The organism is Draconibacterium halophilum (genome assembly GCF_010448835.1).
Lineage (GTDB): Bacteria > Bacteroidota > Bacteroidia > Bacteroidales > Prolixibacteraceae > Draconibacterium > Draconibacterium halophilum.
In genome coordinates, this window is the sequence record NZ_CP048409.1 from 1,788,972 (window position 1) to 1,808,909 (window position 19,938).

Genomic DNA, 19,938 nt, shown 5'->3' on the forward strand with positions numbered 1-19,938 from the left:
CTTAACGCCAATGCGAGAGATATAGATGATAAAAATAAAAATAAATAACAAAGTAGTTGAAGTAGAAGAAGGAACTTCGGTGATGAAAGCCGCGCAGCAAATGGGATTCGAAATTCCCAATATGTGTTGGCACGACGAGCTGGAGCACTTTACTTCCTGCATGCTTTGTATGGTTAAAGATAAAAAGAACGGTCGGCTTTTTCCAAGCTGTTCGGTAAAATCGGTTGACGGAATGGAAATTAGTACCGATGATCAGGAAATTGCCGATTCGCGAAAAACAGCATTGGAATTGCTTTTAAGCGAACATGTTGGCGATTGTGAAGGTCCGTGCCAGATCGCTTGTCCGGCACACATGGATATTCCGCGCATGAACCGACTGATTGCTGTCGGAAAGTTTGATGAGGCATTGGCAGTCGTAAAAAGAGATATTGCCCTGCCTGCTGTTTTGGGTCGTATTTGTCCGGCTCCCTGCGAAGGTGCCTGCCATCGGAAAACGGTTGATGAGCCTGTTTCAATTTGTCTGTTAAAACGAATTGTGGGAGACGATGGCGTTGAACCAACGGTTCCTGAAGTTGATAAGACCGGTAAGAAAGTTGCTGTAATTGGTGCCGGTCCGGCAGGATTAGCGGCTGCATATTACATGCAATTGAAAGGAATTGATGTAACTCTTTTTGATAAAAATGAAAAAGCCGGCGGTTTACTTCGCACGGAGTTAAGTGAAGAGGTTCTGCCGATGGATGTTTTGGATGGTGAAATTGAAGCGATCTTAAAAACCGGTGCTGAATTTCGTGGAGGTGAGTCGATCGGAGTAGCCCAATTTAATCAGCTAAAAAAGGATTTTGATGCGGTAGTTCTCGCATGCGGCACAGTTACTGATGATTCAGAAAAATATGAATTGAAAGCCGGACCAAAGGGAATTGTAGCCGACAGAAATACCTATCAAACTTCTGATGAGAAAGTTTTTGCCATCGGTAATGTTTTGCGCTCATCGCGACTGGCAATTCGCTCGGTTGGTCAGGGGAAAGAAGTGGCTTTTTCGGTCATGCAATTTCTGGCCGGACAAGAGATAAAAGGAGAGCCGCGTTTATTCAATTCGCGTTTTGGAAAGATGGTAAAAGAGGAGTTTACTGAATACCTGAAAGAGTCGGTAGAAGGTAAGCGTAGAATACCGGAACAGGGAAAGAACGCTGGTTTTACCCGCGAAGAAGCCATTGCAGAAGCAAAAAGGTGCTTGCATTGCGATTGCCGTGCCATTGATGATTGTAAGCTGCGCGAATACTCCGATCAATATCAGGTGGATCAGAAGCGGTTTAAAACCAGCGAGCGCCGAAAGATTACAAAAGAGATCAACCACGATTTGGTGGTGTACGAGCCGCAAAAATGTATCAAGTGCGGAATTTGCGTTCGCCTAACCGGAAAATATCAGGAGAAGTTTGGTTTTTCATTTATTGGCCGGGGTTTTGATGTGGAAATTGGTGTTCCGTTTAACGAAGACCTGAAAAAAGGATTAACCGAAACGGCACGAAAAGTTGCTGAAGGTTGTCCAACAGGAGCAATCTCGTTAAAAGATGTCATTTCGACGACGGAGAAGGAGAAATCTGTTGATAAAAAGATTGAAGAGAAATAATATGAGAAGACTACTATCAATTATAATTGCAATATTTTGGGTGTCTATTTTGTCTGCTCAGCCTTCTGATTCGTGGCCAATTTTTCGCGGCGATCAGCATCTGACAGGAGTTTCAAAAACAACATTGCCTGATTCTCCAAAGCTATTATGGACTTTCGAAACCGGAGATAATATTAAGTCAGCGCCGGTGGTTGCCAACAATAAAGTGGTAATCGGTTCCACCGATGGTTTTGTGTACTGTCTGGATACTTCTGGGGAATTATTGTGGAAATTTAATACTGAAAACTCAATTGAGGCTCCTGCTTTAATTTTGGATAACACGGTTTATATAGGAAATCTTGATGGATTTTTATTCGCTCTCAATCTCGACAATGGTGAAAAACTTTGGGATTACGAGTGCGAAAACCAAATTATAGGCTCAGCAAACTGGTGGACAGAAAACGGTACGACCTATATTTTTATGGGCAGTTACGATTACTACCTCCATTGTGTGGATGCCAAAAGCGGTGAGTTGAAATGGAAATACGAGTCGGATAATTTTATCAATGGAGCAGCAGCCTGTGCCAATGGAAAAGCCATATTTGGGGGCTGCGACGGATATCTTCACGTGGTTGATGTTATAACTGGCAAGCTGGTAGAAAAAATTGATGTGGCAACTTATGTGGCCGGATCGGTTGCCATTGAAAACGATAAAGTTTATGTTGGCGATTACGATGGCCGCTTTTTTCAGGTAGATATCGAGAATGACAAAACAACTTGGGTGTGGTCGGACGAAAAAACCAATTTGCAGTTTATTGCTTCGCCTGCTTTAATTGGCGATAAAGTTTTAACGGCTAACCATAACAAATTTTTGTACTGTTTCGATAAAAATACAGGAGATAAACTTTGGGAATACAACACCGGGCGGCAGGTGGAGGCCTCTCCGGTAATTGTTAAAAATAAGGTAGTTGTGGCCAATATGCGCGGCGATCTGGCTATTGTGAACCTTTCAGACGGAAAGCCTGTTTGGACATATGAACTGGGAAGCCAAATCATTAGTAATCCTGCAGTGGCCAACGGTCAGCTTTTTGTGGGAGCATACGATGGAAATATTTATTGTTTTGGCGAGTAGAAGTCCCTCCTAACCTCCCCGTGGGGGAGGAACCGGATAGGGCACAAAACTTATAAAATTAATATTGTACAATTCTCCCCCTTTGGGGAGTCAGAGGGAGCTTTAAATGAATATAATTCAAATCATACCCGGATCAGGTGGTAGCTTTTACTGCGGTAATTGTCTGCGCGACAGTAAATACGTTGATGCGTTACGAAAACTGGATCATCAGGTGGTAAAGGTCCCCATGTATCTGCCACTTTTTTCCGATGAACACGACATCTCCGATATCCCGATCTTTTATGGAGCCATCAGCACTTATCTCAAGCAGGTTTACCCGATTTTCAGAAAAGCACCTGCTTGGTTCGATAAATTCTTGAATTCCAAACCGATGATGAAAATGGCAGCTTCCATGGCCGGATCAACCCGTGCTAAAGGCTTGGAAGACATGACCATTTCAATGTTATTGGGCGAGCATGGCGAACAAAAAGAGGAGCTGGATAAAATGGCCGATTGGATTGCTGAACATTGCAAACCCGATGTCATTCATATTTCGAATGCTTTGTTACTGGGGTTGGCAAAACGACTAAAAGAAAAAGTTGGTGTTCCGGTGGTTTGCTCACTTCAGGACGAGGATGTTTGGGTGTATGCCATGCAACCACAGTTTCAGCAGCCAATCTGGGATTTAATGCACGAGCGTGCAGCGGATGTGGATGCACTGGTTGCCGTAAGCAATTATTTTGCCGATGAAATGAAAAAGCGCATGCGTTTGGAAGATAACAAGGTGCACACATTTTACCTGGGAGTTGATGTAGAGGATTACCCTTATATTCCGGTGAAAGAGAAACCGAAAAATGTTGGATATATTTCAAGAATGTGCCATAAAGATGGTTTCGATATTGTGGTAGATGCCTTTATTGAGTTGAAAAAGCAAGAAGGTTTTGAAGAGGTAAAATTGATTGCAACCGGAGGTTTGACCGGCGATGATAAAAAGTTTTTTAAAGAGCAAAAACATAAACTTAAAGAGGCTGGTTTACTACATCAATTTGAAGTGGTAGAAGCATTTGAAGGTGCAGCCCGTCACGATTTTTTTAAGAAAGTTGCGATGGTCTCTGTCCCTGTTCGAATCGGCGAGGCATTCGGAATGTATTTGTTGGAAGCTATGGCATCTGGTGTTCCGGTGGTGCAACCAGCTTTGGGCGCCTTCCCTGAGATAGTAGATGTTTCAGGTGGAGGAATGATTTATTCGCCAAATACGCCGGAAAAACTCAGTGAAAGCTGGGCTGGATTATTAAATGATCCTGAAAAATTAGAACAGCTGAGTCAGGCCGGTTACGAAGGAACCAAAGCAAATTTTAATATCCATAATCATGCAGCCGAGATTGTTGAGTTGTATGAAGATTTAAAGAAATAGTCTCTGCGAAATCTCGGTGTTCTCAGTGGTTAAAGAAAATTAAACCACAGAGGACGCAGTGAAGACACGGAGAAAACCTAAGATAAAATGCTACTACAACTAAAAAACATATCAAAAGGATACGGAGAAGCAGGAACTCACAGTTTTCGACCCGTATTAAAGGAGTTGAATCTTGAACTGGAGAAAGGGCAAAAAGTGGCGATAATCGGGCCAAGTGGTTCAGGAAAAACAACCTTGCTGAATTTGGTTGGCGCATTGGATACGCCCGATTCCGGAGAAGTTTTGTTTAACGGAACCAATATTACCGGATACACTTCAACGCAATTGGCGGCATTTCGTAATCAGAATCTTGGCTTTGTTTTTCAGTTGCACCATTTAATGCCACAACTGAATTTATGGGAGAATGTGTTACTACCGCTTTTACCGCAAGGAAAAGTTACTAAGGAACAAAAAGACTGGGCGGAATATCTGATCAAAAAAGTCGGCATTTCAGATCAGCGTAATCAGAAACCATCCGAAATGTCGGGAGGTGAGTGCCAACGCACTGCTGTGGTTCGTGCGCTAATCAATAAACCTGAGTTGATTCTTGCCGATGAGCCAACCGGCGCACTCGATGAGGCCAATGCCAATGCACTTTCTGAGCTACTTATACAACTCAGCGAAGAGGAAGGCGTAACGCTGGTTACAGTAACTCACTCAGCAGAGTTAGCCCAAAAAATGGATACAAAATTCACACTAAGAAACGGAAAACTGGAAAACGAATAGTTTCCCCTTTAGGGGAAATGTCCAAAGGACAAAGGGGTATGACCAAATTTCAATACATAATAAAATCTTTTCTTCACTATTTTAAAGCCAATTTGTTGGTGGCAATTGGTGTGGCTATCAGTACGATGGTGTTAACCGGCTCACTGGTGATTGGCGATTCGGTAAGGCACAGTTTAACCCAGGCAACTTTTTATCGGTTGGGCGAAACAACACATCTGGTTGCGGTTAAAGAGCGCTATTTTCGTCAGGAAATGGCTACGGAGATGGAAACTGCAAATCCTGATCTGAAAGCTACTTCGGTGCTTTTATTGGAGGGAATGGCTGTAGCCGATGGCGGTCAGGAACGCGCGAATAAAGTTCAGGTGGTTGGCGTTAATACCGATTTTGAGGAGATCGCAAACACTCCGTTTTTTACAGAATTACAAAATAACGAAATTGCCATAAGCGAAAACCTGGCAGAGCGCTTGCAAAAAGGCGCCGGCGATAATATCCTGGTTCGGATAAAGAAAGCCAGTTTAATTCCGATGAATGCTCCGTTTGTATCGGCAGAAGAAACAAGTGTGGCCCTGCGTGCAACCATAAAAAAGGTGGTTGGCAAAGAGGAGTTGGGGCGCTTTAGTTTGAAAAACTCGCAGACGGCACCATACAATATTTTCATATCGATTGAACGTCTCAACCGATTAATGGAATTTGAAGGAAAGGCGAACCAGATTCTGGTTTCTACAGAGCTGAAAACAGAAGTGGTTTCTGAAGTAGTGAATAGCTGTTTAACACCCGCCGATGCAGGATTAACGTTGAAGAAATTAGATATTGGACGAGAGGTGGAAATTTCTACCGAGCGGGTTTTTATGGAACCAAAAATTTCGGATCTGCTTGGAAGTTTGCCCGGTGCAGATATGATCCTGACCTACTTTGTTAATGCGATCGACCATAATCAATCTTCGGTTCCCTATTCATTTGTGTCGTCGGTGACCGAGCCAAAGCTGAGACCAAACGAAATAATTTTGAACCGTTGGGCCGCAGATGATTTTAATGCGAATATAGGAGATACTATTCGTTTGCAGTATTTTGAGATTGGTCCCTTGCGCCAGTTGGTGAATGAAGAAGCCAGCTTTATTTTAAAAGATATTATCCCGATGGACTCGCCATTGGCCGATCCAACGCGGGTGCCACATTTGCCGGGGTTGTCAGATGCCGGTCATTGCCGCGAGTGGGAAGCCGGTGTTCCCATTGATTTGGATGCCATCCGCGAAAAAGACGAAAAATACTGGGACGATTACAAAGGCACGCCAAAAGCTTTTATTTCAACAGAAAGTGCGCTGCGTTTGTGGTCGAACCGTTTTGGTGATTTTACAGCTGTGCGTTTTCCTGTTGCTTCATTTAATGAGGAGGAATACAAAAAAGAATTTGCCGCAGCTATTTTGCCTGCCGATTTGGGAATGGTGGTAGAACCAATTCGCCAACAAGGAGTTCATGCGGCTCAAAACGGAACTGATTTTAGCGGATTATTTATTGGCCTGAGCTTTTTTATTCTGGTGGCTTCAATTATTCTAACGGCTTTGCTTTTTCGTTTAAATCTTGAAAGTCGCTCCACGCAAATTGGACTGCTGGTCGCTCTTGGTTTTCAGCAAAAACATATTCGCCGTTTTTACCTGTCCGAAGGTTTTGTGGTTTCTCTGTTTGGCGCAATTGTCGGGCTTGTGATTTCCTGGTTTTATACCCAGCTGATTTTTCGTATTCTAAATTCGTTATGGTTTGATATTGTCCGTACCAATGTACTCGAAATTCAATTGATGCCCACTACTCTGGTTATTGGATTGCTTATTAGTTTGGTCGTTTCGCTGGTTGCCATTGCCGTTTCATTACGGCGCTTTCAAAAACAAAAAGCTGTTGATCTGCAAAAACAGGTTGCAGTAAAAGAAAAGCATCTAAAAACAAGCATCCTGAGCGGAGTGTTGTGGGGGACGTTGGTATTGTCGGTCGTAGTATTTATAATTCAATTGATGGCAGAGCAAGCCGATGCTTCGATGTTTTTCATGTCTGGCGGATTAATGCTGGTTGGTTTGCTGTTGCTGTTCAGAAAGTTGCTGATGAAGCGGGAAACTAAAAAGGCCCGCGAATTTCAATTCAAACAGCTGCCAGCCATTAATCTTACCCGAAATATCAGCCGGTCGATTACCATTGTTACGCTTTTTGCATTGGGCACGTTTATCGTTATTTCAACCGGTTCGTATAAAATGGATCTCATTGCCGGGGCAAACAAAAAGACGAGTGGCACAGGAGGCTTTCTGTATTTTGCAGAAACAACGATGCCCGTTCTTTTCGATATTAATAACGAGAATAAAAAGGCAGAAGAAGGAATGTACGAAGATTTTAATGTGGTACAGTTTCGGAAAGTGGATGGCGACGATGCCAGTTGTCTGAATCTGAATCGCATTGCACAGCCTGCAATTTTGGGGGTTGATACCGAAAATCTGGCCGGGCGATTTGATTTTGCTGCACAAATGAAAGGGCTGGAAATTGATCCGTGGCAAAGTCTGGAAACTGATTTTGATGACGGAACCATTCCTGCCATTGCCGATCAAACCGTTATTCAGTGGGGCTTGGCATGAAAATGGGTGATGTTTTATTGTACCAGAACGAATTGGGCGATACATTAAAGTTGAAATTGATTGCCGGAACAAAACCATCTGTATTTCAAGGCTACATAATTATTGCAAATAATCATTTTCTGAAAAATTATCCAAGCAGTTCAGGATCTAATATCTTTTTGGTGGGAGGAGCTGCCGAAAATGAAACCGCTATTGGCGAAGAGTTACAATTGGTTTTTCGCGATTATGGCTGGGAAATGGAAAGTGCGGCTAAACGACTTGTTGAGTTTTATTCGGTCACTAATACTTATTTATCGATATTTTTGGCGCTGGGAGCACTGGGTTTGATTTTGGGAACGGTTGGTCTGGCAGTGATTCTGGCCCGGACCATTTTGGAGCGCCGGCGCGAAATCGCCCTGATGCAAGCCATTGGATTCACAAAAAAATCGGTCTTTAAACTACTGATAAACGAATACTCCTTGCTGCTTTTATCGGGTGTTTTAATTGGATTTATTACGGCAGTGGTGGCCACCTTGCCGGCATTTCTGTCGACAAATACCGATGCTTCTTTTTCAACAGTAGCAATTGTTGTAACGCTGATTCTTGTAAATGGTGTAGTTTGGATTACCGGATTGAGTTGGTTCTCACTGCAAAAGAAATCATTGATCAATGATCTAAAAACAGAGTAGTTGGGGCGGAAATTTACAATTTAGATCCCGAAAATGGTTTGTTCTTCGTTAAATGTAAACAAATTGTTGTATTGCACTTTTCATTAAAACTTTTCAGAATGAGCAATTGTTGCAGAGGTAAAAGTTATATAAATGCCAGTAAATATACCGGAAACAGCTCAAAAGAGAGTAGTAATTATAGGTGCAGGTTTTGCCGGTTTGCGCTTAGCCCGAAACCTTTATAAACACAATTTTCAGGTCGTACTGATTGACCGAAATAATTATCACCAGTTTCAGCCTCTTTTTTACCAGGTGGCAACATCGGGGCTGGAGCCAAGTTCCATTTCATTTCCGTTGCGAAAAGTATTTCAGAAATCTGAAAATGTATTTATCAGGATTGCCGAGGTTAGAAGAATCATGTCTGAAAAGAAGTTGATTGACACAACATTGGGCACAGTTTGGTACGATTACCTGATAATTGCAACCGGAGCTACCACCAATTTTTTTGGTATGGAAAGTTTTGAAACCAACAGTATCCCAATGAAATCGGTTTCTGAAGCTTTGTTTTTACGGAATACTTTGCTTGAAAATTTCGAAAAAGCAGTCACCATTCGTGATGAGGAAGAAGTTAGGCGTCTGCTAAATATTGTGGTGGTTGGCGGTGGCCCGACTGGCGTGGAGGTTTGTGGTGCGCTGGCTGAAATGAAAAAGTTTGTTTTGCCTAAAGATTACCCCGGGCTTGATTTTAACCTGATGAATATAACTTTGGTGGAAGCTAATCCACACCTATTAGCCGGAATGACAGAGGAAGCAGGCAAAAAGGCGCTTAATTACCTTGCCAATTTGGGTGTTGAAGTAAAACTGAATCATAAAGTTGAAAAATACGATGGAAACACGGTGGAGCTGGTAGGTCAGGAGGATCTTGAAACCCGGTCGCTTATTTGGGCCGCAGGCGTAAAAGGACAAATGCCCTCCGGAATTAAAAAAGAAAATGTGGTTCGTGGAAATCGTATAAAAGTGGATACCTATAACCAGGTTGACGGATACGAAAATATTTTTGCCATCGGTGATATTGCCTACATGGAAACAACTGATTATCCGCAAGGGCATCCTCAGGTTGCACAGGTAGCTTTGCAGCAGGCAAGTTGTCTGTCTGAAAATTTTAAAAAGATGCAGAAGGGTAAGAGTCTGGTCTCATTTAGATATCGTGATAAAGGCTCAATGGCAACTGTTGGACGAAACAGGGCAGTGGTTGATTTGCCTCGTTTACGATTTTCCGGTTTTCCGGCCTGGTTGGTTTGGATGTTTGTGCATTTAATGTCGATTGTGGGCGTAAAAAACCGCCTGGTAATTTTTATTAACTGGTTATGGAACTACATGACTTACGACCAGTCGCTTCGCTTAATTATCCGGCCTTCAGCAAAAAGTGTTGAGTGGCAAAAACGTCAGAAATAATCTAATTTTTCCTGTTTGATTCCATGTAAGTGATTTTTTTCAAAAGGTTGTTCTGTTAATTTATTTTAGGCTGAACTTCATTCGTTTTTAATTCTCCCGGAGAATCACGTGTCGTAAATATTTCATTTTAACAATAACTGTCTTAATTTTACAAGTTCGGTATAACATTCAGAAACAATGGAAGAGCAGAACGAGAAATTTATGCGGGCGGCAATTACGCTTGCACAACAGGGGATGGATGGTAATCATGGTGGCCCGTTTGGTGCCGTGGTGGTAAAGGACAATAAAATTATCGGAAAAGGATACAATCAGGTAACTTCATCAAACGACCCCACTGCACATGCCGAAGTAGTTGCGATACGGGAAGCGTGTAAGGTTTTAAATACTTTTCAGTTGGAAGGATGTACGATCTACACCTCTTGCGAACCGTGCCCGATGTGTTTGGGCGCCATTTATTGGGCCCGGCCTGATAGGGTCGTTTATGGAGCAACGAAAGAAGATGCGGCAGGAGCGCAATTTGACGATCAGTTTATTTACGACGAATTAGAAATAGAATTGGAGAAAAGGCAGATAAAGTTTGAAAACCTGATGCGGGATGAAGCTCGTGTGGTTTTTGAGGCGTGGAACGAGAAGGAGGATAAAAAGGAATATTGAGAATAAACGCTTACCTCGGTATTTTTCTTATTTTTATTGTATGACCGGCGAGAAAAGAGACCACACAAAACGCATTGAAGAACTGGAACAAGAGCTTTCGCGGTTAAAGCTGGATCTGGAAAATTCCAAATTTCAGGAAGAACAAGAGCGAGAGAAACGCCTGTTTTACCAGCTAATTGCGGAGTTTGCCTTTGCCTGGGAACTTTGGTTTAAACCCAATGGTAATATAAAATACTGCTCGCCTTCGTGTTACGATCTTACTGGATATACCGCAAATCAAATTATTGCTTCGCCCGGAATTGCAGCGTTGTTGGTTTATGATGCCGACAAAGAGAAGTACAGCAACTTTTTAACAGGGGCTTTAAATCAAACACTGGTTAATCAAACGCTTGAATTTCGTGTACTTACCCGTACCAAACAACTTCGTTGGTTTATGATGAATGTGCGCGGCGTGTACGATAAAATTGGAAAGTATCTTGGCATTCGGGCGTCGGTAATTGATATTAGTCGTTTAAAAGATGCGATGGGCCATATCTCGGAGCTGGAGCGGTCGAAAGAATTTGACAGCAGAAATAAACAGCGACTGCAAACTGAACTGGAGTTAAAAGACCGTGAGCTGGTTTCGTTTTTATTGCAGCTATCTCAGAAAAATGAGTTGTTGACGAAAGCCGTGCATCTAATTCAGTCGAATGAGTTTAGCCAAACTAAAAAGCCTGCTTTAATTCTTCAGCAACTCAAAGATATGTTGCAGGCCAATGCTGTTCAGCCGGTCGATTGGTCGATGGTAGAAAATCAGGTGGAAAAAATTCATCCGGGTTTTCTCGATCGTTTACAAAAACGACATGCCGTGGTTTCGGTGAACGATAAAAAGTTGTGTTCTTACATTCGATTGGGTCTGTCGAGTAAAGAAATTGCTGGTCTGCTGAATATTACTTCCAAAAGTGTGGAAATCTCGCGCGTACGATTACGTAAAAAACTGGGCATTAAAACCCAAATCCGTCTGGTAAAATATCTTGAGCAATTGTAGTATTAGGTTATTTGTTTGCTGCTTGTGTGTTGTTGTAGTGCTTTCGTGGTTTGCAACATGTACATAGTGAGCACATTGAGAATGCTGTGTTATGTTGTTGTTGGGTAAGTGTGTGTTGTTGTTAGGTTTTGTGTGCTAGCGATCTATTTTATTTCCAATAACTTTGGATTTCAAAATGGTCCACTTATGACACAAAACACAGCAAACAATTACCGAAGTTTATATGATGAGGAAATAGGACAACTGGTTCATCAGGGATGTTCTTCTTCCGATTGGAGTTTAATAAAAGTATCACACGATTTTATTCCCGATTGTATTGAGAACTGCAAGTTTTCAGGCCGTATTCGCTTAAAAAGTTTTTCCGGATCGGTTAAACTGGTCGGGGGGATCACCTTTAAAACAGGTATCTACAATGCATGGTTGCATAACTGCGAGGTTGGGAAAAATGCCTTGATTCATAATGTGCGAAGCTACATTGCCAATTACCGGATTGAAGAGAATGTTGTCATTCATAACATTACAACCCTTGCCGTTGATGGCGCAACATCATTTGGTAACGGAGTGGTTGTTGAAGCAATAAACGAAGGTGGAGGACGCGATATCCCGATCTATGACTTTCTCTCGGCACACGTTGCTTACATGATGTCGTTATACCGACACCGGCCCGAAGTGGTGCGCTCGCTAAAAAATATGGTTGCCGATTATACTAAATATGTAAGCAGCGAAATGGGAGTAATCGGAGCCGATTCCAAAATTCTGAATTGCAATACAATATTAAACGTAAAAACCGGACCTGCTACCACTGTTGATGGGGCAAAAAAGTTGCATAACGGTAGTGTTAACAGCAATTTCGAAGCACCGGTTATGATTGGAGAAGGCGTGATAATGGAGGACTTCATTGTTAGTTCGGGATCAAAAATCGCTGATGCTACATTGGTTTCGAAATGTTTTATTGGTCAGGGCTGTACTTTGGATAAGCATTATTCAGCTGAAAACTCTTTGTTTTTTGCCAACTGCCAGGGATTTCATGGCGAGGCATGTTCAATATTTGCAGGGCCTTACACGGTTACACATCATAAATCAACCTTGCTTATTGCCGGTATGTTTTCGTTTTTAAATGCCGGAAGCGGATCGAACCAAAGTAATCACCTTTATAAGTTGGGGCCTATTCACCAGGGAATTATGGAACGTGGTGCAAAAACCACCAGCGATTCTTATTTGCTTTGGCCATCGCGAATTGGGGCATTCTCGTTGGTAATGGGGCGCCACTACAAACATTGCGATACTACTGATTTCCCATTCTCGTACCTAATTGAGAGTAAAGATGAAAGTATTTTGGTTCCCGGCATCAACCTGAAAAGTATCGGAACAATTAGAGATACACAAAAGTGGCCTAAACGCGATAAACGAAAAGATTCGAACCTACTCGATCTGATCAATTTTAACTTACTGAGTCCTTACACCATTGACAAAATGATTAAGGGGCGGGAAAAGTTAATTGAAATCCGAAAGTCTTCAGAAGACAAAACCGAGGTTTATACTTACGACCGGATGAAAATTGAAAAACATGCGCTCGACAGGGGAGTTCAGCTCTATGAAATGGCAATTTGGAAATTTTTGGGGAACTCATTGATTACGCGTTTAAATGGAGGCACATATAAAACAAATACCGAAATGCGCGAAGCACTGCAGCCTGATACAAAGTTTGGAAAGGGTTATTGGGTGGATTTAGCCGGAATGATTTGTCCGTTCCAGGCGCTCGACCAGTTGCTTTATTCGGTAGAAAATGGTGTGGTGCAGTCGCTTGAAGAAGTGAATTCGGCTCTGGCAATGATGCATAAAAATTACTATAATTATGAGTGGACCTGGGCCGTAGCCGTGCTGGAAAGTTTCTATGGAAAAAGTATTTCCGAATTTGAAGCCTCAGATGTAATTAACATTGTGAAGAAGTGGAAAGAAAGTGTGCTGGGTATTGATCGCTTTTTGTATGAAGATGCCCGGAAAGAATTTTCGATGAGTAAAATGACCGGTTTTGGTGTTGACGGGCAGAACGGGGCACGTGAACTTGATTTTACCGAAGTGCGCGGCGAGTTTGAAGATGATGAAACGGTGAAGGAGATAAAAGGGCACATGCAGAAAAAGGAACGACTCGGTAGTCGGGTCATTGAGCAGATGATTCAGGTACGAGAAAGTAAGCAAACAGTTGAAAATAATAGTTAAAACCCAAAGAAAAGAATATGTGTGGAATTGTAGGATACATTGGCGATAAGAAAGCATTCCCGATTTTGATCGGAGGATTAAAACGATTGGAATACCGAGGATATGATTCGGCTGGAGTAGCGCTGTTAAATGGCTCGTTGGAGAACTATAAGAAGAAAGGAAAGGTTTCAGATCTTGAAGATTTTGTAGTTGGTAAAACTGATGACGGTACTGTTGGAATAGGACATACACGCTGGGCAACACACGGCGAACCCAGCGATAAAAATGCGCATCCGCATGTTTCCATGCATGGGCATTTTTCACTCGTTCACAATGGTATAATTGAAAACTATGCGCAACTGAAAAGAGACCTGGAAACACATAATTATCGTTTTGAAAGTGATACCGATACCGAAGTGCTCGCCAATCTGATCGAGTATTTTTATTTGCAGGATGATGAGATAACATCGGAAGCAGCTGTGCAACTGGCTTTGTCGAAAGTAGTGGGTGCCTACGGAATTGCAGTGCTTTGTAAAAAGGAAAGCGAGAAAATTGTAGTGGCCAGAAAAGGCAGTCCGCTTGTGGTTGGGCTCGGCAATGGCGAATATTTTATTGCCAGCGATGCTTCGCCCATTGCGGAATACACGAACCAGGTGGTTTACCTGAATGACGAAGATATTGCCATCTTAAAAAAGGATGGTTTCACCTTGAGTAATGTTCGGAATAATCCGGTTTCGCTGAAGATCAGTAGTATTGATATGGAGATTGGAGCATTGGATAAGGGCGACTACGACTATTTTATGCTGAAAGAAATACACGAGCAGCCAAAAACCATTGAAGAGACTTTTCGGGGACGTTTGCAAAACAATTATTCAGAAATTGTTTTAGGAGGTTTGCTCAATGTTTTTCCAAAATTGGAAGCTGCCCGCCGTATTGTTATCATTGGCTGTGGAACATCGTGGCATGCCGGCCTGATTGCTGAATACCTCTTTGAAGAATATGCGCAGGTTTCGGTTGAAGTGGAATATGCTTCGGAGTTTCGGTACCGAAAGCCGGTCTTGTCATCGCAGGATGTGGTGATTTTAATTAGCCAGAGTGGCGAAACGGCCGATACTTTGGCGGCTCTGGAGCTGGCAAAATCTAAAGGGGCAACGGCGATAGGAATTTGTAATGTGGTGGGGTCGAGCCTGGCGCGCGAAACCGAGGCCGGCGTTTATACACACGCCGGAGTTGAAATTGGCGTAGCCTCAACAAAAGCCTTTACGGCGCAGGTTACGGTGCTAACGATGATTGCTCTGAAATTAGCCAAACGCAAAGGAACCATCAGCGGCGAAGACTATAAAATGCTGGTAAAAGAGCTGGCTGAAGTTCCCGAAAAAGGGCGTGCCATTCTGGCAGACGGTGAAAAAATCAAAAATATTGCAGAAAAATATCAGAAAGCGGTAAATGCGCTTTACCTCGGGCGCGGATATCTGTTTCCTGTGGCGCTCGAAGGGGCTTTAAAACTAAAAGAAATCTCATACATACATGCCGAAGGATATGCCGCTGGCGAAATGAAACACGGGCCAATTGCGCTGGTGGATAATAATTTGCCGGTAGTTGTAGTTGCTCCTCAGGATGATTATTACGAAAAAGTAGTGAGCAATATTCAGGAAGTAAAAGCACGAAAAGGGAATGTTATTGCCATTGTAACTGAAGGAGACAAGGGGGTAAAAGAATTGGTAAACGATAGTATTGAAATTCCAAAATCGCATCCCGCTGTGGCGCCATTGCTGGCGGTTATTCCTTTGCAGTTAATGGCCTATCATATTGCGTTGTTAAAGGGTTGTAATGTTGATCAGCCGCGTAATTTGGCGAAATCGGTAACCGTGGAGTAATACGTAAAGACGTTCGGATCGGGTATCTCCTCCGAAACAGAATGCAGTATTTCGTCCGGTTAACGATGTTACAGGTTCGATGGTCGATAAAATTAGATGCATTAAATCATTTGCGTAACTTTACTAGGAGATTATTTAATGACTTTAAAACCTGTTTGTAGATGAACGGCAAAATAGCAATACCCAAAAAGTTCTATTTTATCTTGTTTGCTTCGGTTATTGCTATTTGCCTTTTCTCGTTTACCATCGGCCGCGAACTTTATGCCGATAAAACCGAAAGCATCTTTTCATTTGGAGTCATTCATTTTTCGGGCTACTTATTCTTTTTATTAATGCCGGTTGAGTTGGCATTTATCTATTATTTGCCTTATTACTCCGGATTTGATTTAATTGCAACGGCTTTGGTAACCGCAATTACAGCACAGTGTATTGATTATATTATTGGTCAGCTTCTGCGGCCCAAAAGAATTATTGAATTAATGGGACAAAAGAGGATCATAAAGGCCGAGCGTAAAATTCAGAGATACGGTTTGCTCACCATTTTTATATTTAACCTATTTCCGCTTTCGTCGCCGGTAATTGCATTGGCTGCCGGTATGTTACGCTATAATTTTCGACGATTTCTTGTGGCAAGCATGTTGGGGCTTTTTCTAAAATACATGTTAATCTTTTTGTGTTTTTCATAATTCTCGACTCAAATAACCCGATGTTCGATTACGTTTCAAAGAATTTGTCAAATTATGAGTAATGGAACAAGAAAGGATTTTGTGCTTATAAATTTAATGTAACTTTGCCGCCGGATTTTTAAAAACAAAAAATTATGAAAGCATTTGTATTTCCCGGTCAGGGAGCTCAATTCCCGGGAATGGGAAAGGATTTATATGAAAATTCTGCTGAAGCAAAGGCATTATTCGAAAAAGCAAATGATATTTTAGGTTTCAATATTACTGCTATTATGTTTGAAGGTGAAGTTGAAGACCTGAAACAGACAAAAGTAACCCAACCAGCTATATTTTTGCACTCGGTATTGTTGGCAAAAACCTTAAAGGATTTTGCTCCTGATATGGTTGCCGGTCACTCGCTGGGAGAATTCTCGGCACTGGTTGCCAACGGAACACTGAACTTTGAAGACGGGTTGAAGCTGGTTGCTCAGCGTGCAATGGCTATGCAAAAAGCCTGCGAGGTTGAGCCATCTACAATGGCAGCAATTGTTGGTTTAGAAGATGCAGTTGTTGAAGCGGTTTGTGCCGAAATCGATGATGTTGTTGTTCCTGCAAACTACAATTGCCCGGGGCAATTGGTAATTTCCGGTTCTGAAGCCGGGATTGACAAGGCTTGTGAGTTGTTAACAGAAAAAGGGGCAAAACGTGCACTGAAACTGGTTGTTGGTGGAGCTTTCCACTCGCCGTTTATGGAGCCTGCCCGCGAAGAGCTGGCTGCTGCCATTGAAGCCACAACATTTAATCAGCCAACTTGCCCGGTTTACCAAAATGTTGATGCAAAACCGGTAACTGATCCTGCTGAGATCAAGGAAAACCTGATTGCGCAGCTAACTGCTCCTGTTAAATGGACGCAGATCGTAGAAAATATGATTGCCGACGGTGCTACTTCCTTCACCGAAGTTGGTCCGGGGAAAGTACTACAGGGACTGGTTAAAAAAGTTGACCGTAAAATGGAAACGGCTGGTGTGAATAGTTTCGAGGGATAGTAGATATTTGTCTATCTGAAGGTTACCCAAATAAGGATCCGATCCGTTTATATTTAAAATAATACGGATCGGATCCTTTGTTTTTGCAAGTTTGGTTAATCCATATGTTTTTGCAGCATCCGGTAGATGGTCGATTTCCCGATACCTAATTTCGATGCTACCAGGCGTACATTTTGATTGTATTTATTCAAAAAGAATTTTACAATCTCGTTGTTGTATTCCTCCAATGTTTTTTCCTGCGAAAGTAGGTTTTGTACGCTTTCGTCAACGTTCATGTTTAAATGACTTGGTTTTATCATGTCGCGGCTGCACATTACACAAGCCAGTTCCATAATTGCTTTCAGCTCGCGAATATTTCCCGGATAATGATAGTTAGATAACATTTGTTTCGCTTCCGACGTAAGGGTTTTTTGTTCCATGTCATTTTCCAGGCAAAACTCATCAACAAAAAACTTGGCCAATAAAATTTTGTCGTTGCCACGTTGGCGCAAGGGAGGAATTTCAATAGGTAAACCCAGTAAACGGTAGTAGAGGTCTTGCCTAAATTGATCGTCGCCCGATAAGGTAGCCAGATTTTTATGCGTGGCAGTTATAATTCTTACGTCAAGTGGGATAACATCGTGTCCTCCCAGTCGTACCAATTCTCTCTCTTGCAAAACACGCAGAAGTTTAGCCTGCAGGTTGATGTTCAGATCGGCAATTTCATCCAGAAAAAGTGTTCCGCCGTTTGCTGCTTCAAACTTTCCGATCTTTTGAAAATCGGCACCTGTAAAAGCTCCTTTTTCGTGCCCAAACAATTCGCTTTCAATCAGTCCATCAGGAATGGCAGACACGTTTACCGCGACAAATGGTTTAGCGCTTCGTTTCGAATTATAATGAATTCCTTTTGCTACTAATTCCTTACCGGTTCCTGTTTCTCCTGAAATGGAGACAGAAATATTGGTTTGTGTTGCCTTGTTCATTAATTCAAAAACATGCTCAATCTCGCGACTGTTCCCTTTTATCAGGTTTTTGAAGTTGTACTTTTCCGCAACAGCTTCTTTTAAGTTGGTGTTCTCGGTTTGAAGTTGATCTGTTCTGTATATATTTCTAATTATGTTGCTCAGCTTTTCCCTTGTATCGGGAGCCTTCATAATGTAATCGTAAGCACCATTTTTCATCAGCTCAATTGCTGTAGAAATATCGTCTTGTGCTGAGATTACGATCACATGCGTATCCGGTATCTTCTCCTGAATTTTGGCTAATACCTCTTTCCCTGTCATATCGGGAAGGGTGTAGTCGAGTGTTACCACATCGGGCTTTTCGTTCATTGCATGAATAAAATCTGTTCCGTTGTGAAACACTTTTACCTGCAACTGATCATCTAAAAGCTGTTTCTTTAATACACGCGCATAAAGTACATTGTCTTCAACGATGTATACTTTGTAGTTGTTTTTGAGTTTTTGGTTGGCCATTGTTTTTATTTAGAGTTTTTAAAAATAGTGAAATGTGAGAATTAATCAAATAAAATGTCCAAATATTGGAAAATATAAAGTGAGGATTCCCATTGTTAAATTATTTGTCTCTTTTTTCTGTGTTTTAGCAGGAATCTGTAAATCTTGGTTGTTGCATTTTTCATGATCTAGAAAGTCTGTTACAATCCATTTTAGGTGTTCTAGCAAGTTGCATTTTTAGACAATAATACTTCCCAATATGAAACTTCGTCTTCTGGAGGTAAAGCTGTTTCGGGGCTGAATGTTGATTTAAAAACAGAGAGGTAAAAAGAGTTGTATTAAATTGTTCGATAAATTAAACGAACGATGACAGGTAATTCTAAAATGTATTGTTAAATTTAAACAAACGAAATTCAAATTAGAAAAGAATGAATTATTCCGCATTTCATAAACTAAGTTATGGCTTGTATTTAATAGCTACCGAATTGAACGGCGAAAAAGCCGGGTACATTGCAAACACGGCTTTTCAGATTACTGCCGAGCCATCAAAAATTGCTATAAGTTGTAACAAAGATAACTACTCAGCCCAAAAAATTATTGATAGTAAAAAATTCTCTATTTCTGTTCTGAAGAAAGAAGTTGATACTTCGTTGATCGGGAAATTCGGATTTATGTCGGGGGCTGATATTGATAAGTTTCAGGGAGTGAAAACCACAGTGGCAAAAACCGGAGCCCCGATTGTTGTTGATTCAGCAGTTGCTTGGTTCGATTGCGAAGTGATTGATTATACCGATATTGGCTCGCACTATTTGATTACTGCCGAGGTGGTTGATGGCGATAAACTTTCGGATGAAGAGCCGCTAACATATGCTTATTATCATGCCAAGTACAAGATGCGTTCGCCTAAAAATTCGCCAACGTACATTGATAAAGACAAGCTGGAGGATGAGCCGGAACCGGTTGAATACGAAGAAGTATCAGAAGAGCCGGAGGAAAAGACGAAGAGCGAAGATGGAATTTACTCCTGCAATATATGTGGCTTCCAGTACAACCCTGAAGAGGGTGATCCTGCGCTTGGAATACCTCCGGGAACGCCTTTTGAAGATTTGCCTGAAGACTGGAAATGCCCGATTTGCAACGCTTCAAAAGACGATTTTACAAAAGTGTAGTATACTTTGAATATTATAATGTCCGATGGGTACCATCGCAAAATGGTTTATTTTTGGAATGTTTGCACTGGCAAAGCCAAACTTCCTTTTTCTCATCGATGCTGAGTGGAAGTGGAGTGAATTCTGAACCCTGATGAGAACCGTCGCAAAAAGGTTGGTTTTTACTTTTTCCACAAGCGCACCAATAATAAGTGCCGGGTTCAAGCGTAAGAGCTTTTGGAGCTTTTTCAGCTATCTCAGGTTTTTGCATGTTTTTTATTT

Annotated in this window: 16 protein-coding genes; 14 read left to right on the forward strand and 2 right to left on the reverse strand. The window is 41.9% G+C overall.

The window, feature by feature from the left end:
• Positions 1–25: 25 nt before the first annotated feature.
• The 13 genes from G0Q07_RS07200 (at position 26) to fabD (ending at position 17,075) form a co-directional block, all read left to right on the forward strand.
• Positions 26–1,627 (forward strand): FAD-dependent oxidoreductase, encoded by a 1,602-nt coding sequence (locus tag G0Q07_RS07200; protein ID WP_163345445.1) that lies wholly within the window; start codon positions 26–28, stop codon positions 1,625–1,627.
• 1 nt (position 1,628) lies between these two features.
• Entirely contained in the window at positions 1,629–2,738 is a 1,110-nt protein-coding gene (locus G0Q07_RS07205; RefSeq protein WP_163345446.1) for an outer membrane protein assembly factor BamB family protein, read from the forward strand.
• A 106-nt stretch (positions 2,739–2,844) separates the two neighbouring features.
• Positions 2,845–4,131: a glycosyltransferase family 4 protein gene (locus G0Q07_RS07210; protein ID WP_163345447.1), complete on the forward strand. Its 1,287-nt coding sequence runs from the start codon at positions 2,845–2,847 to the stop codon at positions 4,129–4,131.
• 87 nt (positions 4,132–4,218) lie between these two features.
• Entirely contained in the window at positions 4,219–4,896 is a 678-nt protein-coding gene (locus G0Q07_RS07215; RefSeq protein WP_163345448.1) for an ABC transporter ATP-binding protein, read from the forward strand.
• 38 nt (positions 4,897–4,934) lie between these two features.
• Positions 4,935–7,508 carry an ABC transporter permease gene (locus G0Q07_RS07220; RefSeq protein ID WP_163345449.1) on the forward strand — a complete coding sequence of 858 codons (2,574 nt, stop codon included), beginning with the start codon at positions 4,935–4,937 and terminating at the stop codon, positions 7,506–7,508.
• Positions 7,493–8,176, forward strand: coding sequence for an FtsX-like permease family protein (locus G0Q07_RS07225; RefSeq protein ID WP_163345450.1), 684 nt, complete (start codon positions 7,493–7,495; stop codon positions 8,174–8,176). The genes G0Q07_RS07220 and G0Q07_RS07225 overlap by 16 nt, the downstream gene beginning before the upstream one ends.
• Positions 8,177–8,308: 132 nt before the next feature.
• Complete coding sequence (locus G0Q07_RS07230) at positions 8,309–9,610, forward strand: NAD(P)/FAD-dependent oxidoreductase (RefSeq protein WP_163345451.1); 1,302 nt, start codon at positions 8,309–8,311, stop codon at positions 9,608–9,610.
• Positions 9,611–9,787: 177 nt separating this feature from the next.
• Complete coding sequence (locus G0Q07_RS07235; RefSeq protein ID WP_163345452.1) at positions 9,788–10,264, forward strand: nucleoside deaminase; 477 nt, start codon at positions 9,788–9,790, stop codon at positions 10,262–10,264.
• Between the two features lie 40 nt (positions 10,265–10,304).
• Positions 10,305–11,291, forward strand: a complete 987-nt coding sequence (locus tag G0Q07_RS07240; RefSeq protein WP_163345453.1) for a PAS domain S-box protein — start codon at positions 10,305–10,307, stop codon at positions 11,289–11,291.
• 186 nt (positions 11,292–11,477) lie between these two features.
• Positions 11,478–13,511, forward strand: a complete 2,034-nt coding sequence (locus G0Q07_RS07245; protein WP_163345454.1) for a DUF4954 family protein — start codon at positions 11,478–11,480, stop codon at positions 13,509–13,511.
• A gap of 17 nt (positions 13,512–13,528) precedes the next feature.
• The gene (glmS, locus tag G0Q07_RS07250) at positions 13,529–15,367 is read left to right on the forward strand and encodes a glutamine--fructose-6-phosphate transaminase (isomerizing) (protein ID WP_163345455.1); all 1,839 of its coding nucleotides are present in this window, start codon (positions 13,529–13,531) and stop codon (positions 15,365–15,367) included.
• 161 nt (positions 15,368–15,528) lie between these two features.
• Positions 15,529–16,053: a DedA family protein gene (locus G0Q07_RS07255; protein ID WP_163345456.1), complete on the forward strand. Its 525-nt coding sequence runs from the start codon at positions 15,529–15,531 to the stop codon at positions 16,051–16,053.
• Positions 16,054–16,187: 134 nt separating this feature from the next.
• Positions 16,188–17,075 carry an ACP S-malonyltransferase gene (gene fabD, locus G0Q07_RS07260; protein WP_163345457.1) on the forward strand — a complete coding sequence of 296 codons (888 nt, stop codon included), beginning with the start codon at positions 16,188–16,190 and terminating at the stop codon, positions 17,073–17,075.
• Positions 17,076–17,170: 95 nt separating this feature from the next.
• Here the strand turns inward: fabD and G0Q07_RS07265 are convergent, their stop codons facing one another.
• Positions 17,171–18,529, reverse strand: coding sequence for a sigma-54-dependent transcriptional regulator (locus G0Q07_RS07265; protein WP_163345458.1), 1,359 nt, complete (start codon positions 18,527–18,529; stop codon positions 17,171–17,173).
• Between the two features lie 407 nt (positions 18,530–18,936).
• Here G0Q07_RS07265 and G0Q07_RS21185 point away from each other — a divergent pair, with 407 nt between their 5' ends.
• Positions 18,937–19,677 (forward strand): flavin reductase, encoded by a 741-nt coding sequence (locus G0Q07_RS21185; protein ID WP_163345459.1) that lies wholly within the window; start codon positions 18,937–18,939, stop codon positions 19,675–19,677.
• 13 nt (positions 19,678–19,690) lie between these two features.
• On the opposite strand, the gene G0Q07_RS07275 is transcribed toward G0Q07_RS21185, so the two are convergent.
• Positions 19,691–19,927 carry a CDGSH iron-sulfur domain-containing protein gene (locus G0Q07_RS07275; protein WP_163345460.1) on the reverse strand — a complete coding sequence of 79 codons (237 nt, stop codon included), beginning with the start codon at positions 19,925–19,927 and terminating at the stop codon, positions 19,691–19,693.
• Positions 19,928–19,938 lie beyond the last annotated feature (11 nt).